This is a genomic window from Streptomyces abyssalis (assembly GCF_001751365.1).
GTDB lineage: Bacteria > Actinomycetota > Actinomycetes > Streptomycetales > Streptomycetaceae > Streptomyces > Streptomyces abyssalis.
In genome coordinates this window covers 181,236-197,154 of record NZ_LJGT01000037.1, presented here as the reverse complement: position 1 = coordinate 197,154, position 15,919 = coordinate 181,236, and the positions used below count along the sequence as shown (strand labels likewise).

Annotated in this window: 13 protein-coding genes; 4 read left to right on the top strand and 9 right to left on the bottom strand. The window is 71.9% G+C overall.

Going from position 1 to position 15,919, the window contains the following annotated elements; genetic code table 11:
- The first annotated feature begins 101 nt into the window (after positions 1-101).
- The gene (locus AN215_RS04080) at positions 102-1,052 is read left to right on the top strand and encodes an aminoglycoside phosphotransferase family protein (RefSeq protein ID WP_070010360.1); all 951 of its coding nucleotides are present in this window, start codon (positions 102-104) and stop codon (positions 1,050-1,052) included.
- A 181-nt stretch (positions 1,053-1,233) separates the two neighbouring features.
- Here AN215_RS04080 and AN215_RS04075 read toward each other — a convergent pair whose 3' ends face one another.
- From AN215_RS04075 to AN215_RS04045, 7 genes are all read right to left on the bottom strand, one after another.
- Positions 1,234-1,773, bottom strand: coding sequence for a DinB family protein (locus AN215_RS04075; protein ID WP_245694216.1), 540 nt, complete (start codon positions 1,771-1,773; stop codon positions 1,234-1,236).
- Complete coding sequence (locus tag AN215_RS04070) at positions 1,770-2,786, bottom strand: S66 peptidase family protein (protein WP_079122674.1); 1,017 nt, start codon at positions 2,784-2,786, stop codon at positions 1,770-1,772. Before AN215_RS04070 ends, AN215_RS04075 begins: the two co-directional genes overlap by 4 nt.
- On the bottom strand, positions 2,783-4,807 hold the full coding sequence (locus AN215_RS04065; protein ID WP_070010174.1) for a S9 family peptidase: 2,025 nt from the start codon (positions 4,805-4,807) through the stop codon (positions 2,783-2,785). The genes AN215_RS04070 and AN215_RS04065 overlap by 4 nt, the downstream gene beginning before the upstream one ends.
- Before the next feature lie 55 nt (positions 4,808-4,862).
- On the bottom strand, positions 4,863-6,191 hold the full coding sequence (locus AN215_RS04060) for a M20/M25/M40 family metallo-hydrolase (RefSeq protein WP_070010175.1): 1,329 nt from the start codon (positions 6,189-6,191) through the stop codon (positions 4,863-4,865).
- Positions 6,184-7,017: a M55 family metallopeptidase gene (locus AN215_RS04055; RefSeq protein ID WP_070010176.1), complete on the bottom strand. Its 834-nt coding sequence runs from the start codon at positions 7,015-7,017 to the stop codon at positions 6,184-6,186. The genes AN215_RS04060 and AN215_RS04055 overlap by 8 nt, the downstream gene beginning before the upstream one ends.
- Positions 7,018-7,241: 224 nt before the next feature.
- Entirely contained in the window at positions 7,242-9,800 is a 2,559-nt protein-coding gene (locus AN215_RS04050) for an MFS transporter (protein WP_079122673.1), read from the bottom strand.
- Between the two features lie 269 nt (positions 9,801-10,069).
- The gene (locus tag AN215_RS04045) at positions 10,070-10,510 is read right to left on the bottom strand and encodes an SRPBCC family protein (protein ID WP_070010177.1); all 441 of its coding nucleotides are present in this window, start codon (positions 10,508-10,510) and stop codon (positions 10,070-10,072) included.
- A gap of 156 nt (positions 10,511-10,666) precedes the next feature.
- Here AN215_RS04045 and AN215_RS04040 point away from each other — a divergent pair, with 156 nt between their 5' ends.
- Positions 10,667-11,725: an Rv2578c family radical SAM protein gene (locus tag AN215_RS04040; protein WP_070010178.1), complete on the top strand. Its 1,059-nt coding sequence runs from the start codon at positions 10,667-10,669 to the stop codon at positions 11,723-11,725.
- Positions 11,726-11,806: 81 nt separating this feature from the next.
- On the opposite strand, the gene AN215_RS04035 is transcribed toward AN215_RS04040, so the two are convergent.
- Positions 11,807-12,316, bottom strand: a complete 510-nt coding sequence (locus tag AN215_RS04035) for a pyridoxamine 5'-phosphate oxidase family protein (protein ID WP_070010179.1) — start codon at positions 12,314-12,316, stop codon at positions 11,807-11,809.
- Positions 12,317-12,478: 162 nt separating this feature from the next.
- Here AN215_RS04035 and AN215_RS04030 point away from each other — a divergent pair, with 162 nt between their 5' ends.
- A complete protein-coding gene (locus AN215_RS04030) occupies positions 12,479-13,075 on the top strand; it encodes a GNAT family N-acetyltransferase (protein ID WP_245694215.1) in 597 nt (198 codons plus the stop codon).
- On the opposite strand, the gene AN215_RS04025 is transcribed toward AN215_RS04030, so the two are convergent.
- Positions 13,053-13,685 (bottom strand): HEAT repeat domain-containing protein, encoded by a 633-nt coding sequence (locus AN215_RS04025; RefSeq protein WP_070010181.1) that lies wholly within the window; start codon positions 13,683-13,685, stop codon positions 13,053-13,055. The two genes, AN215_RS04030 and AN215_RS04025, sit on opposite strands and share 23 nt — an antisense overlap.
- A gap of 383 nt (positions 13,686-14,068) precedes the next feature.
- Between AN215_RS04025 and AN215_RS04020 the strand changes: the two genes are divergently transcribed.
- Positions 14,069-15,853, top strand: coding sequence for a 3-hydroxyacyl-CoA dehydrogenase family protein (locus AN215_RS04020; RefSeq protein WP_070010182.1), 1,785 nt, complete (start codon positions 14,069-14,071; stop codon positions 15,851-15,853).
- The last annotated feature ends 66 nt before the right edge of the window (positions 15,854-15,919 follow it).

Sequence of the window (15,919 nt, the reverse complement as noted above, 5' to 3'; positions counted from 1 at the left end):
GGAGCCCCGTTCCGGCTCCGGCCGCCCGGCCATGGACGGGGAGCGGCCGGCGGCGGGAAATGAGGCGGCCCGGGGACGGACGGCCGTGGTACGAACGTACGGTGACCGACCCTTCGCTCTTCCCGCCCTCACTCCCCGTGCTGAACGACATGCGGCGCACCGCGAGCGGACGCGAGTGGCTGGAGCGACTGCCCACGCTGGTCGAGGAGTTCCGCGACCGCTGGGAACTGCGGCTCGGCGCCCCGTACCACGGTGGGAGCTGCTCGTGGGTCGCTCCGGCGCTGCGGGCGGACGGCACGCGCGCGGTGCTGAAGGTGACATGGCCGCACCGGGAGGCACGGCCGGAGGGCGAGGTGATGAGGCTGTGGGCGGGCCGCGGTTCGGTGCTCGTCCATGAGCACGACGCGGAGCGTTACGCGCTGCTGCTGGAGCGGTGCGAGCCGGGCACCGAGCTGCGCCAGGCCGGCGCGATCCCGGCCGAGGAACGGCTTCTGACGGGTGCGCGCGTGCTGCGGCAGCTGTGGGACGCGGGCAGCGAAGGCGAAGTGCCGTCGGTGGAGCGGCTGTCAGCGGTGTCGGCAGACTGGGCGCAGCAGGCCGAGGAACGCGTGGCGGGTCACGAGTGGCCCGCAGGCGTGGACACGGGTCTATTCGTGCTCGGGGCGGAGCTGCTGCGAGAACTCCCGCTCACCGCCCGGCGGGAGACCGTCCTCCACGGCGACTTCAACCCGGGCAACCTGCTGGCCGCCGAGCGCGAGCCGTGGCTGGCGATCGACACCAAGCCGATGCACGGGGATCCGGCCTTCGACCCCTGGCCGCTGATCCAGCAGGTCGACGACCCGTTCGCACATCCCGATCCGCACCGGGTGCTCACCCGGCGCACCGCCCTCGTGGCCGACGCTCTCGGTGAGGATGTGACGCGCGTACGCGCCTGGGCCGTGGCCCGCCTCGTGGAATTCCTGCTGTGGTGGGTCGACGGGAGCGGCGACCTGTCCGGCAGCGTGCGGCTGTCGGGGCAGGTACGGACGGTGGCGGACCTCGCGGAGCTCTGACGGGTCCGCCGGGAACCGCCCGGGAACCGCCCAGGAACCGCCCGGACCCGAGGGTGCGGACAGGGGTCCTCATATGGGTGCGGACACGGGTCCCGAAACACGCGTCCGGACAAGGCAAGGCCCGAAGAGAGGCCCGGACAGGGCCCGGACGCAGGTCCGTTCGACCTCCGGCCGTGCCGTGTCACTCCCCCGTCGCGCCGTCCGCCAGCTCACGCGCCACATCGAGCTGGCCCACGTGCCGCGCGTACTCCTGCAGGAGATGGAAGAGGATCCACGCCAGCGAAGGAGCCTCGTCCTCCGTGGGGAAGCGGCCGCCGAGGCGTGCGTGTGCGTCCAGCCGCGCGTCGCGGACGATCTCGCGGGAGCGGTCGCACTGTGCGCGGAAGGCGTCGATGACGTCGGCGCTGGACATGCCGTCGGGGACACGCCACCTGTCGTCGCCGCCCCTGTCGCCCCACGGGTCCGGAACACGCTCCGCCTCGAACCCCCAGGACAGCCAGCGGCGTTCGACGTAGGTCAGGTGCCGCACCAGCTCGAGAGGCGACCAGCCCGAAGGCACGCGGCTGCCCCGGAGGTCCTCCTCCGAAAGGCCGTCGGTCTTCCGCAGGAGGGTGTCGCGGTAGTAGTCGAGATAGCCGCGCAGCAGCGCGTGCGGGTCGGAGACGGACGGGTCCGGCTCGCCCGGCGGCAGCGGCGGGATGGAGGCTTCGATGGCGGTCACAGCAGTCCCGGTTCGTCGTAGGTGAGGGTACGGGCGTCGGCGTCCAGCACGGCGGGGACGCCGAGCGGGAGGGTGGGCGTCGAGGGGCCGTGCCCGAAGCAGAGGTCCTCGACGACCGGCACGCCCAGCGGTTCGAGCCTCTCGCGCAGCACCACGCCGACCTCTTCGGGCTCGCCGCACGCCGTCCAGGAACCCAGGGCGATACCGGCGACGCCGTCGAACCAGCCCGAGCGCAGCAGTTGCGTGAGCAGCCGGTCGATGCTGTAGGGCGGCTGGTCTATGTCCTCCAGCAGCAGGATGCCGCCCGCGGCACAGGGCCTGGCGCCGGGAGTACCGCGCTCGGCCGCGAGGAGGCTGAGGTTCCCGCCGAGGGTGACACCGTGGGCGCGCCCCGGGACGAGGGTGCGCGCCCCGTCGCCGGGACCGATCCGCAGGACGCTCTCGGGTGTGAAGAGCGACCGGCGCAGGTGATCGCGCGTCGCCTCGTCGTCGAGGAACGAGGCCGTGGCCGCCATCGGGCCGTGCAGCGTGGCGAGGCCGACGCGCTGCGCGAAGGCCTCGTGCAGGACGGTGAGGTCGCTGTACCCGACGAACACCTTCGGGCCCGCCGCGCGCATCCTGTCCCAGTCGAGCAGGTCGAGGACGCGCTGCATGCCGTAGCCGCCCCGCGCCGGGACGACTCCCGCGACGGACGGGTCGCACCAGGCGTCCTCCAAGTCGCGGGCCCGGTGCTCGTCCGCGCTCGACAGGTGCCCGAGGGTCGGGTGCGGCTCCAGCACATGCGCTCCGACGACGGGCTCCAGGCCCCACTCGCGCAGCACCGCCACTCCCGCCTCCAGCCGCTCCCGCGGGACAGGCCCGCTGGGGGCGACGACGCCGACACGGTCGCCGGGCCGCAGACGGCGCGGCCTGGTGAGCGCCGCCGCGGGCCCGGTCGCGGGCACGGGGGCGGGCCCGGGCGCAGAGACGGCGGCGGATGCTTCGGTGGCGGGCGCCGGGGCGTCGCTGCTCATCGGTTCAGCTCCAGCACTGGTACGTCGTCGCGTGCGATGTCAAAGGTCTGTACGTACAGGGAGAGTTCGGCCTCGACGGTGCGGATGATCGTCTCCGCGCGGCGGAAGCCGTGGCCCTCGCCCTCGAAGGTGAGATACGCGTACGGGACGCGGCTGCCGTCCACGTGCTCCACGAACCGTTCGCACTGCACGGGCGGGCAGATCACGTCGTCCAGACCCTGAAGCAGGAGGAAGGGCACGGTGACCCGGTCCGCGTGGTGGAGCGGGGAACGGTCGCGGTAGCGGTCCGGGAAGTGCTCCAACGGGCCGACCAGGGACTCCAGATACTGCGACTCGAAGTCGTGGGTCTCTCCGGTGGCCCATCCCGCCAGGTCGAGGATGGGATAGCTGATCGTCCCGCACGCGTACAGGCCTTCGGTGGCGGGTGAGGTGAGGGAGGCGGCGCTCGTCCAGCCGCCGGCGCTGCCGCCGCGCACGGCGAGCCGCGCCGGGTCGGCCTCGCCCTCGGCGGCCAGACTGCGTGCGACGGCCGCGCAGTCCTCGACGTCGACGATGCCCCACTGCTCGCGCAGCCGGTTGCGGTAGGCGCGCCCGTAGCCCGTCGAACCGCCGTAGTTCACCTCGACGACGCCGATGCCGCGTGAGGTGAAGTAGGCGATCTCCAGGTCCAGTACGAGCGGTGCCCGGCCCGTCGGACCGCCGTGAGCCCAGACCACGTAGGGCGGCAACTCGCCTGCGGGCGCCTCGTGTCCGGGGTGGTGCGGAGGGTAGACCTGGGCGTGGATGTCACGGCCGTCGGGACCGGTGAAGGTGCGTTCACGCGGCTGCGGATAGTACGCCGGGTCGACGGCGTCCTTGTGGTGCGCTGCGACGACCCTGCTGTGGCCGGTGCGCGTGTCCAGTTCCACGACCTCGTAGGAGCTGTGCGGCCCGGCGGCCACGCCGACGACCCGGCTGCCCGCCGTCGCAAGGGCCGCCCACTCCGTCCACGGGCCGGTGGCGTCGGCGAGTTCGCCGCTCTCCGGGTCGAGGACGCCCAGCCGCATGGAGCCGCGCCCGTGCAGCGTCGCGATCAGGCCGCCCTCCAGCGGCTCGAACCACTTCTGCCCGATCCGCCAGAGCCCCGCGGCGAACTCCTCCTCGCGCGGGCACAGGGCGCCTCTGCCGGAAGGCCCGGAGACGGGCGCGTCGAGATCGAGCCGCTGCAGGTTCCACCAGCCCGAACCGTCCGAGCAGAGCAACAGGGCTCCGTCGGGCCCCCATTCGACCTGCGCCACGGACTCCTCCGGCCCGCCCGCGACGGTCCGTACGCCTTCGAACGAGCCGTCCGCGGTGATCCGGGCCGTCTTCACCAGGGTGCCGTCCCAGGGCATCGCCGGGTGGTCCCAGGCGAGCCAGGCGGCGCGGCCGCCGTCGGGGGAGATCCGCGGCCCGGTCACGAACCGGCTTGCGTCATCGGTCAGTTCGCGTACGAGACCGCGGTCGCCGGCCGCCGAGCCGTCGAGCGGCACGGCCGCGATGACGCGCCGCAGGTCGGTGGGCCCCTCGCCGGTGAACTCCTCCAGGACGCACCACACTTCGGGCCCGGCGGGGCCCTCCGGCACCACGACGGGATCGCACCAGCGCAGCCCGCCCGCGATCACGTCCGCCACGGGTGTGAGCGGCCTCGGTGCCTGCACGGGGCTGTCCGGCTCGTACGCGTACAGCCGCTGGTCCGCGAAGTGGGTGAAGACGATCAGCGGTCCGCCCCCGGTGCGGGGAGTGCCGGCCCACGGCAGCCCGCCGTACTCGATGACACGGTTGCGTACGTTCCACGGCGGGGACAGCACGGACTGCGCCTCGCCGCCGTCGGCCGTCAGCCGCATGAGGGCGCGGCGGCCGCCCTCCGCTGGGCGGGGCTCGGTCCACCACATCTCCTCGCCGACGGCGCCGAGATACTCCGGACGCCCGTTGTGCGACGCGACGAGGGCGGCGTCGATGGGGGACGGCCAACTGCCGTAAGGCGCGATGGTCTTCGCCATGTGCTGTGAACCTCCGTGGGGGCGGGGGTGCGGGTGAGGAGCCGTGCCGACGCGGTCAGAGAACGAGCAGGGCGCGGTCGAGGACGCGGGTGCCGAAGTGCAGGGCGTCCACCGGAACCCGCTCGTCCACCCCGTGGAAGAGCGCCCAGTAGTCGAAGCCCTCGGGGAGGATCAGCGGAGTGAAGCCGTATCCCGTGATGCCCAGCCGGGAGAACTGCTTGGCGTCGGTGCCGCCGGACATGCAGAACGGCACCACATGGGCGTCCGGGTCGAAGTGCTCCAGCGCCTCACGCAGCACGCCGTACGACGCCGAGTCCACGGGCGCCTGCAGGGGGACCTCACGGTGGTGGAACTCCCAGTCCACGTGCGGCCCGGTGAGCTCGTCCAGAGTGCGGTGGAACTCCTCCTCGCCGCCGGGAAGCATCCGCCCGTCGACGAAGGCGGTGGCGCTGCCGGGGACGACGTTCACCTTGTAACCGGCGTCGAGCATGGTCGGGTTGGCGCTGTTGCGCACGGTGGGCTCCACCAGGGAGGCGGCCTGCCCCAGTTCGACGAGCAGCTTGTCGGCGTCGAACCCCGGGGCCTCCAGGTCCGGCTCGGGCAGACCGTGCACCGCCGCCAGTTCCTTCAGGGCGGCACGCACGGTCGGCGTCAGCCGCAGCGGCCATTCGTGCTCTCCGATGCGGGCGACGGCGGCGGCGAGCCTGCTCACCGCGTTCGACCGGTTGACCTTCGAGCCGTGCCCCGCCCGGCCGCGTGCGGTGAGCTTGAGCCAGGCCGTGCCGCGCTCCCCCGCGGCGACCGGATACAGCCGGAGCCCGTTCCCCGCGTGGAAGGTGAAGGCCCCGGACTCGCTGATGCCTTCGGTGCAGCCTTCGAAGAGTCCGGGGTGCTGCTCCGCCAGGTAGTCCGAGCCGTATTCGGCGCTGTCCTCCTCGTCGGCGGTGAAGGCCAGCACGATGTCGCGGCGCGGCCGCACGCCTGCTCTCGACCAGGCGCGTACGACGGCCAGCACCATGGCGTCGGCGTTCTTCATGTCGATGGCGCCGCGGCCCCAGACCACTCCGTCGCGGATCTCGCCCGAGAAGGGGTGGACGCTCCAGTCGGCGGGCTCGGCGGGCACCACGTCGAGATGGCCGTGCACGAGCAGCGCGTCGGCACCCGGATCGCTGCCGGGAATCCTGGCCACCACGTTCGTACGCCCCGGTGCCTTCTCCAGCATCTGCGGCTCGATGCCCACGGAAGAGAGACGTTCGGCGACATACTCGGCCGCGGCGCGCTCGGAACCCTCGCCTCCACCGCGGTTCGTGGTGTCGATGCGGATGAGCTCCGAGGTGAAGGTCACCGCCTCGTCCAGCGCCGTCCGGTCGATGTGCTCAGCCATACTGCTCCTCCACGGCGGCCGACACGATGGTCGTGACCGCCTTGAACGTGCGGATTCCCTCGTACATGCCCGGGGAGGTGTAGGCGACGCGGCGCTCCCCGGTGCGCTCCACGCCCGGCACGACGGTCGCGGCGCCTGCCAGGTGCTCCGCGTCGAACTCCAGCTCCACCGTGTGTTCCTGAGGCTGTGACGGGTCCGCACGCACGGCCAGAGCGGTGGCCTTGCGGGCTGCCTCCTTGATGTCCGCCGCCGTGCGGCCCGGTGTGCGGCAGACCGCCGCGTAACGCGAGACGTAGTCCTTCACGGCGACGCCGAACGCGTCCGGGGCATAGCCCTTCGCGTCCTCAAGCGTGCGGTCGTCGCCCGTGACCAGCACGACCGGCACCCCGTACTCCTCGACGACGAGGGCGTTGAGCAGGCCCTCGCTGGCGCGGACCCCGTCAGCCCACACGCCCGTGATGGAGTTGGCCAGATAGGTGTGCGCGAGGACGCCTTCGGTGCCGGCGCCCGTGTGATAGCCGACGAAGGCGATGCCGTCCACATCGCCGTGCTGCACGCCCTCGACCATGCTGAGCGACTTGTGCCGGCCGGTGAGCATCTGCGCCCGGTCGTCGAGCTGTTCGAGCAGGAGATTGCGCATCGACCAGTGCGCCTCGTTGATGAGCACCTCATCGGCGCCGCCCTCGAAGAATCCGGTGACCGCGGCGTTGACGTCCGAGGTGAACATCGGACGGCAGCGCTCCCATTGGGCGGTGCCAGGCAGCACGTCGCCGGGCCATGTCACGCCGGTGGCGCCTTCCATGTCGGCGCTGATGAGGATCTTCATGTCCGGAACGTTACGCGGTACGCATACCCGGTGACACCCTTGTGGATAACTCCTGTGGTCTCTACCACTGGAGTTCCCCGGCATCCCCCGCCGACCAGGCATTTCACGGCTCTGCGGGCGCCGGACGGGCCTCGGCGCGACACGCTCGCGTCAACCCGGGACGGGCCGGGGCCGCCCCGTCGCCGTCTGCTGTCGGCCGTCGGCCGTCGGCCGTCGGCGAACCGTCAGTTCTCGTGCCCCAGTTGCAGATCGCGCTCCGCGCGCCCGCCGCCCGCGATCTGGAGCACGGTGGCGACCGGCGGATACCCGGCCGCGATGACGGTGTACTCGCCGGCGGCCAGGTCGACGAAGCGGAAGACACCGTCGGCGCGGGTCGTCGCCGTGTCGACGACGTTGCCCGCGGCGTCCAGCAGCGTCACGCGGGCGTCCTCCACGGGCCGTCCGCCGGCTGCCCGTACGGTGCCGCGCAGCATCGCACCGCCCGCGAGTTCGATGTCCTGCCTGGTCTCGCGTGCGGCCTGCACGGAGACCGGCAGCGCCGCGGGACGGTACGCCGGTGCGCTCGCCGCGAGCGTGTACTCGCCGTCCACCAGCTCGTCCAGTACGTAGTTGCCCTCCGCGCCGCTGCGGGTGGCGGCCACGACCTCCCCGCGCGCGTCGGTGAGGGTCACCGACGCCTCCCGTACGGGCTGCGCGTCCGGGGTGAGCACGCAGCCCGTGAGCCGTCCGGCGCCGCCCAGCACCACGTCCAGCTCCACGGGGCGTTCCGCCACGGTGACGCTGACGGCCTGCGGACGGTGACCGCTCGCCGCCGCGATCAGGACGTACGAGCCGGTGGCGGGAGTGCTCAGGGCGTACCGGCCGTCCTCCGCCGTCGCGCCGCGCCCGACCTGCTTTCCGTACGTGTCGATGAGCGTGAGGGCGGCGCGCGGCACACTGCTGCCGTCGCTGTGGCGCACGGTCCCGCACACGGGAACTCCCGTCACGTGCGGGGCACTTGCCGCGGCTTCGGGCGCGAGGGGGTGTGCGGGCGCGGGAGTGCGTGCCTCGGGCACGGGGGCGTTCTCGGTCACGAGCGGTTTCTCCTTGAGGAAGAAGCTGAAGAGCAGCCCGAGTACGAGCACCGGGACCAGGTAGAGGAAGATGCGCGGCATGGCGTCGGCGTAGGCCTGTACGTAGATCTCACGCAGCGGGCCGGGCAGCGCGTGCACCGCCTGCGGGGTCAGCGACGACGGGTCGGGCAGCCCCCGCGGCACGTCCTGCGGGAGCCTGTCCGCGAGGGAATCGGTGAGCCGCTGGATGAAGACCGTGCCGAAGACGGCGGCGCCGACGCTGCCGCCGATCTGACGGAAGTAGTTGTTGGCACTGGTCGCCGCACCGAGGTCGCGGACCGGTACGGAGTTCTGCACGGCGAGGATCAGCACCGGCAGCACGAGCCCGATCCCGAGGCCGAAGACGCCCATCCAGATGCTGTAGTCCGTACGGGACGTGCCGGCCTCCAGCCGCGAGAGCAGCCACATGCCCACGGCGGAGAGGGCGCAGCCCAGCACGGGGAAGATCCGGTAGCGGCCCGTACGGGAGATGAGCTGCCCCGAGAGGGTTGAGGAGAGCACGACGCCGCCCATCATGGGCAGCATCAGCAGACCGGACTCCGTGGCGGTCACGCCGTCGACCATCTGCAGGAAGCCGGGAAGATAGCTCGCGGCGCCGAACAACGCGATGCCGAGGGCCACTCCGACGACGCCGGTGACGTTGAAGACGGAGTCGCGGAAGAGGCGCAGCGGAAGGACGGGTTCGCTCACCAGGCGTTCGACGGCGAGGAAGAGCACGATGCTCAGTGCGCCGCCGGCGGCCAGCCCGAGGATCACCGTGTCGTCCCACTCGTACTCGGTTCCGCCCCAGCTCGTCAGCAGCACCAGGCAGGTGGAGAAGGCGCCGAGCAGGACGGTCCCGGGCACGTCCAGCTTCGGACGGCCCTGCGGGCGGGGCAGCTTCAGCACCAGCGCGGTGACGAGCAGCGTGACGAGGCCGAAGGGCACGTTGATGTAGAAGCACCAGCGCCAGGAGAGTTCGTCGGTGAACCAGCCGCCGAGCAGCGGCCCGGCCACGGACGCCAGGCCGAACGCGGCGCCGATCATCCCCATGTAGCGGCCGCGTTCGCGGGGCGGCACGACATCCGCGATGATCGCCTGCACCCCGATCATGACTCCGCCGGCGCCGACGCCCTGCAGCGCCCGGTAGGCGATCAGTTCGGTCATCGTGCGCGACCAGCCCGCGAGCGCCGATCCGGCGACGAAGACCGCGATGGCGAAGAGGAAGATCCCTTTGCGGCCGAAGAGGTCGCCGAGCTTTCCGTAGACGGGCAGGCCGATGGTGGCGGCGAGGAGATAGGAGGTCACGGCCCACGACATACGGTCCAGGCCGTGCAGTTCGCCGACGATCTCGGGCAACGCCGTGGCGACGATGGTCTGTTCGAGCGCGGCCAGAAGCAGCGCGAGCATCAGTCCGAGGAAGACCAGCCGTACGCGGCGCGGGCTGAGCCCTGCGGCTCCGTCCGGGTGCGGCGGCGGCACGGCCGCGGAGAACTCGGACCCGGTCCCCGGCTCGTCCGGCGCTCCGGCGCCGATGCCAGTGCCAGTGCCAGTGCCAGTGCCAGTGCCCGGGATCTCCAGGCTCACTTCGACGAACGCGGGCACAGGGGTTTCGCGCGGGCCGAAGGCCCCGGGGGAGGCACCCCCAGGCGCAGGGGAAGGGTGCGAGCGCCCCAGAGCCGTCCCGCTCATCGCACTCCCCTGATCGCGTCCACCCGTCGTCGGGGAGCATTTCTCGCATTACGCGACAAGGGCGAGCAAGTCAGACACCAGGCGGCACCGGTAGCCCGGCGCAGCGCCAAGTCGGTTGCCCAGGGCGCCTGTCGGGCCCTCAACTGCGGCTTTGACGACGGGTGACGGCGGGACGGGCGCCGCTGCCCGCGACCCGCCCCGTCGCGAAAACCACTCGTTCCGGTGAGCAGCCCTGGGGCCGCCCATCCGTGTCTTACCGCTTACGGCTCCTACTTCTCCGTCTCGGCGGCGAGTTTGGCCAGCACCTCGTCGTAGATACGGGCCAGCCCCTTGGGTGCGAAGGTCCGCTCGAAGAAGCCGCCGATGCCGCCCGCGCCCTTCCAGGTCGTCTTCACGGTGACCCGGGCGCCTTCGCCGGCAGGCGCGACGTTCCAGGTCGTGACCATCGAGGAGTTGCGGTCGCTCTCGATCAGGTCTCCGCCGGCCGACTCCGAGACGTCGATCAGGCAGTCACGGACCCGCTTGCTGGTGGCCTGGATCTTCCAGTGCACGACGGTGCCGGCACCCTTGCCGCCCTCGCGCACCTCGTACTCGCTGTAGTGGCCGGGCAGCAGCTTCGGCCGGGTCTCGCTGTAGTCGGCGAGCGCCCTGCGCACCGCCTCGGGCTCCGCGGCGATCTCGCGATGAGTGCTCGCCTCGACCTGAGCCATTTGCTCCTCCTGCTCCTCGGCACTTCCGTTGCGCCCCCGCGGGGGCCAGGCAACCCAATCACCCCGCGGACCCGGGCCCAAATCAGCTTGACACAGCGCGTGGGAACAGATGTTCTATTCTCTGCGTACGAACAGCACGAGGCACGAGGAGGGTCCATGCGCTGGGAGAATCTGAGCGGCGACGGGTCGGCGGTGAATCCCGCCCTCTTCGGCACCGATGTGGTCACGCGCACGTTCAACACCCCCGAGTTCTCGGGCATCACCTTCCACGAGGTGCGCGCGCGATCGATCGTGAACCGCGTGCCGGGCGCCTCCCGCATGCCGTTCGAATGGACGGTCAACCCGTACCGGGGTTGTTCGCACGCCTGCGTCTACTGCTTCGCGCGCGGTACGCACCGCTATCTCGACCTCGACACGGGAGCGGGCTTCGACTCCCAGATAGTCGTCAAGGTGAACGCCCCCGAACTGCTCCGCCGCGAGCTCGGGTCGAGCCGCTGGCGCGGCCAGCACATCGCGATGGGCACCAACGTCGACTGCTACCAGCGCGCGGAAGGCCGGTACCGCTTGATGCCCGGCATCCTCACGGCGCTGCGCGACTACACCAACCCTTTCTCGATCCTCACCAAGGGGACGCTCATCCTGCGCGACCTCGACCTGCTGCGTTCGGCGGCAGCCGTCACGGACGTCGGGATCTCGGTGTCCGTGGGATTCACCGACGAGGAGCTGTGGCGCACCGTCGAGCCGGGCACCCCCGCGCCGGAACGCCGCCTCGACGTCGTACGCACCCTGAGCAGCCAGGGCATCCCCTGCGGCGTGCTCATGGCACCCGTCATCCCGTTCCTGAGCGACTCGCCGGCCCAACTGCGCACCACGGTGCGGGCGATAGCCGCCGCCGGAGCCACCTCCGTCACCCCGCTCGCCCTGCACCTGCGGCCGGGCGCACGCGAGTGGTACATGCAGTGGCTCGCGAAGCACCACCCCGGCCTGGTGCGCCACTACGAAGGGCTGTACGCGGACGGCGCGTACGCCCCGAAGTGGTATCAGCGCCGCATCACCCGGCAGGTCCACGAACTGGCCGACGAGTACGGCATCGGCCCGGCCTCACCGGGCACCCACCGCCGCATCGAGGTGCACCCGGACAGAGCGCCCGGGACCGGCACGGCGCAGGAGGAGGAGCCCGACGCCCCGCACTGCACGCAGCTCACGCTGCTCTAGCGGGAGGTGAGGGCGGCGGCAGCGGTTCACGACGGCTGTGGTTCACGCCGCCCGCGGCCGGTAACTCCTGGGAGCGGCCGTTCACTCGTCCTCGTGGACCGTGCTGTCCTCGTCCAGGCGGCGGATCGTGCGCAGGGGGCGGCCCGGGTGCCAGACCTGGAAGACGATGTACGGGTCCTCGATGGTGATCCGTACGACCTCCGAGAGTTCGGCCCGGAACAGGTGGAAGCGCTCGGGCACCTCGCCCTCCGCCGCGCCCGACGCGTAGCGCGCGAACTCCTCCGGAGCGGTCACCTCGACCGCGCGCCCCGAGACGCGGACGTCGCCGCCGCTCATGCCGGTACCCGTGCCGGGGTTCGCATACATGGAGAAACGGGGGTCGCGGCGGAGGTCGAGGGCCTTGCGGGAGCCGATCATCATGCCGAGCCACAGCTCGTCGCCGCGGAAGTCACCCTCCAGGCCGGTCAGGCGGGGCGAGCCGTCGGGTCGCAGCGTGGCGAGCACGTGGTGCTGAAAGGCCCCGAACCGGGCCCGTACGAGGTCGGCGAACTCGGGTTCGGCGGCACGGAAGGCCGCCCAGCTCTCTGTCATACGTCCATGCTGGCGCCGATTCCCGACATCTACCGTCCGGATTGCGCCCCCCGCGCGCCGCGGATGTGCGCGGCCCCCGACGGACGACCGCACGCGTCCGCCCCCGCGAGGCCCCCGGGAAAACCCCTCGTGATGCGAGCTCCGCTCTGCCAGCATCCGTTCATGCGGGTAAGGGAGATGACCGAGGCGGACATCGACGCCGTCGCCGAACTGCGGGTGCGGGCCTGGCAGTCGGCGTACGCGGATCTGCTGCCACGCACGTTCCTCGATGCGATGTCCGTGGCGGAGGACGCCGCCCGCCGGCGTGAGATGTTCGCCGCCCGATCCCCCGACGACGTGGTCGTCAACCTCGTCACGGAAGACGGCGACGGCACCGTCACGGGCTGGGCGGCACTCGGTCCGGACCGGCCGGGCGGGGCGCACACGAACGCCGGGCCGCGCACGGCCGACGTCGCGGAGCTCTACGCGATCTACGTGCGCCCGGGCCTGCTCGGCACGGGCATCGGCCGGGCCCTGACGACGGCCTGCCTGGAACGCGCCGCCCAACTGGGTTTCACACGCGTCGTGTTGTGGACGATCGAGGGCAACGCCCGCGCCCGCCGCTTCTACGAACTCGCCGGCTTCACCACTGACGGCACGCAGGACACCTTCGACGTCGACGGCAACGGGACGCTCATCCCGCTCGTGCACTACGCGCGGCCGCTCGCCCCGCGCCAGCCGCCACCGGCACCGCCGCTCACGGACAGCGGTTCGGTCTGACCGGTCTTCTGCGGGCTCTCCCCTGCTGCGCCGGGATCCGCGCGAGCGCCGCCTTCGCGAACGGCGACAGCCGGTGGTGCTCGGCGGCCGCGCCCAGCACCGCGACCGCACGTCGGTCGCCCAGCGCGCCCAGGCCCTGCACGCACGCCTCCGCGATGGGCCAGTAGTGCACCGGCCCCATCAGCAGCCGCTGCAGCACGGAGATCAGGGTGGGGACGGACTCCGGCGCCCGTAAGGCCGTGAGCAGCCGCACCGCGTGGAGCGCGTAGCCGGTGCGCAGTTCGTTCGTCGCGAGGGCCGCGGCGGCACGCGCCGTACGGGGGTCGCGCAGGCGTGCCAGAGCGTGGGCGGCAGTGGCGCAGCGCACGGGATCGCGGTAGTTCAGCATGAAGATCAACGTCTCGAAGCTGCGCCTGTCCCCCGCGCTGCCGAGGGCGAACGCCGCCACTTCCCTCGCCCACAAAGGGCGTTGGCTCTCCGCCAGCACGGACGCCAGCTCGTCCCGCGCCGCGGGAGTGTCCTCCCTGGCGAGTGCGACCAGCCGCTCGTACTCGGCCGGGTCCGCCTCGGCCCGTACGCGATCCGTCAACGATCGGAATGCGTCGCCCACTTCCCGCTCCCTCCCCCACGTGCTCCGTCCCACAGCCCTGGAAGTGCCATACCCCTGGCGCATTGGTTACCCACGAGTTAAGCTGCTCGTCAGAGCGGCACCCCCGCTCAGGCGGCCTGGTGACGCAGCCGCCTGAGAGTGAAGTCGGTTCGGCGGGGGTCCGGGCCCGTGGCGCACGTATCGCCGCGGCTCCGCCCGGGCTGCACCGCCCAGTACGGAACGGCCCCGGGACAGGGTCGGCCTTCCGTCTCTCCTCCCGGCTTCCTCCCTGCTTCCTCGCCTTTCCGATTCCTCATTTCCCGCCCGTCGCCGCGCCCGGCTCCCAGCCCTGCGCGCGGCACGGCACACCCTCATCGTCAGTCGTCACACAGAGGAGTCCCGTGATGGACCGTCCGCCTCTGCACACCATCGCCGTCATCGGCCTCGGCACGATGGGCACCGGCATCGCCGACGTGCTCGCCCGCGCGGGCCGCGAAGTCATCGGCGTCGACATCAGCGACGCCGCGGCACGCCACGCCACCGCCGCCTTCGAGGCCTCCACCGCGCGCGCCGTGGAGCGCGAGCGGATGACGGAGGACGAGCGGCGCGGCGCACTCGCCCGCTTCCGCACCTTCAGCGACCTGGAGGCCGCCGCCGAGGCGGACCTCGTCATCGAGGTGGTGCCGGAGGACTACGACACCAAGTGTCAGGTGTTCGCCGCGCTCGACACCGTCGTGAAGCCCGGCACGATCCTGGCCACGGGCACCAACGCGCTCTCCGTCACCCGCCTCGCGGCCGATTCCGACCGCCCCGAACGCGTGCTGGGCCTGCACTTCTTCCACCCCGCGCCGGCGATGAAGCTCGTCGAGGTCGTCTCCTCGGTGCTCACGTCACCGGAGGCCGTCAACGCCGTGACCGAACTGGCACGGGAGCTGGGCAAGGAGCCCGTCGCGGTCGGCGACCGGCCCGGGTTCGTCGCCGACGGGCTGCTGTTCGGCTACCTCAACCAGGCCGCGGCGATGTACGAGTCGCGCTACGCCAGCCGCGAGGACATCGACAGCGCCATGCGCCTGGGATGCGGCCTCCCGATGGGCCCGCTGGCGCTGCTGGACCTCATCGGGATCGACACGGCACGCACCGTGCTCGACGCCATGTACGCCGACTCCCACGACCGTCTGCACGCCCCCGCGCCCATCCTCCGGCAGCTGAGCGACGCGGGACTGACGGGCCAGAAGGCCGGCCGCGGCTTCTACTCCTACGAGGCGCCGGGTTCCTCCGTCACCGTCGCCGACTCCGGGACCCCGGACGGCGGCAGCGCCCGTACGCCGGGCCGACCGGTGTCCGCCGTCGGGGTCGCCGGTTCGGGCACGATGGCCAGCGGCATCGCCGAGGTCTTCGCCAAGGCCGGATACGACACGGTCCTCGCGGCACGCAGTGAGGAGAAGGCGGAGGCCGCCAAGGCCCGTATCGCCAAGTCCTTCGAACGGGCCGTGAAGAAGGGCCGGATGAGCGAGCAGGACCGCGACGCGGCACTCGCCCGCGTCACGCCGGCCGGTTCGCTGGACGCGCTGTCCGGCGTCGACCTGGCCGTCGAGGCCGTCGCGGAGGACCTCGCGGTCAAACGGGAGCTCTTCGGGACCCTCGACAAGGTGTGCAAGCCCGGAGCCGTGCTGGCCACGACCACCAGTTCCCTCCCGGTGGTGGCCTGTGCCCGGGCCACGTCGCGTCCGCAGGACGTGATCGGAATGCACTTCTTCAACCCGGCGCCGGCGATGAAGCTCGTCGAGGTCGTGCGTACGGTCCTGACCGGCGACGAGGCACACGCGACGGTGCGCGAGGTGTGCGGGGCGATCCGCAAGCACCCCGTGGACTGCGGCGACCGTGCGGGCTTCATCGTGAACGCGCTGCTGTTCCCGTACCTCAACAACGCCGTGAAGATGGTCGAGCAGCACTACGCCTCGCTCGACGACATCGACGCCGCGATGCGGCTCGGCGGCGGCTACCCGATGGGGCCGTTCGAACTGCTGGACGTGGTCGGACTGGACGTCTCGCTCGCCATCGAGCAGGTGCTGCACCGGGAGTTCCGCGATCCGGGTCTGGCACCGGCGCCGCTGCTGGAACACCTGGTCGCGGCCGGATGCCTGGGCCGCAAGACGGGACGGGGCTTCCGCGAGTACGCAGCGCGGTGACGCTTCTGTGAAGCGGGACAACCGGTGGGGCGGGCTGCTTGAGCCGTCGGGCGGCGGCCCGCCCCC

What these genes read in the sequence shown, in the direction of transcription:
- AN215_RS04060 (WP_070010175.1), bottom strand. Translation starts at nt 6,191, where the DNA reads ATGGCTGAGCACATCGACCGGACGGCGCTGGACGAGGCGGTGACCTTC.
- AN215_RS04045 (WP_070010177.1), bottom strand. Translation starts at nt 10,510, where the DNA reads ATGGCTCAGGTCGAGGCGAGCACTCATCGCGAGATCGCCGCGGAGCCC.
- AN215_RS04020 (WP_070010182.1), top strand. Translation starts at nt 14,069, where the DNA reads ATGGACCGTCCGCCTCTGCACACCATCGCCGTCATCGGCCTCGGCACG.
- AN215_RS04065 (WP_070010174.1), bottom strand. Translation starts at nt 4,807, where the DNA reads ATGGCGAAGACCATCGCGCCTTACGGCAGTTGGCCGTCCCCCATCGAC.
- AN215_RS04070 (WP_079122674.1), bottom strand. Translation starts at nt 2,786, where the DNA reads ATGAGCAGCGACGCCCCGGCGCCCGCCACCGAAGCATCCGCCGCCGTC.
- AN215_RS04035 (WP_070010179.1), bottom strand. Translation starts at nt 12,316, where the DNA reads ATGACAGAGAGCTGGGCGGCCTTCCGTGCCGCCGAACCCGAGTTCGCC.
- AN215_RS04050 (WP_079122673.1), bottom strand. Translation starts at nt 9,800, where the DNA reads ATGAGCGGGACGGCTCTGGGGCGCTCGCACCCTTCCCCTGCGCCTGGG.
- AN215_RS04055 (WP_070010176.1), bottom strand. Translation starts at nt 7,017, where the DNA reads ATGAAGATCCTCATCAGCGCCGACATGGAAGGCGCCACCGGCGTGACA.
- AN215_RS04030 (WP_245694215.1), top strand. Translation starts at nt 12,479, where the DNA reads ATGCGGGTAAGGGAGATGACCGAGGCGGACATCGACGCCGTCGCCGAA.
- AN215_RS04040 (WP_070010178.1), top strand. Translation starts at nt 10,667, where the DNA reads ATGCGCTGGGAGAATCTGAGCGGCGACGGGTCGGCGGTGAATCCCGCC.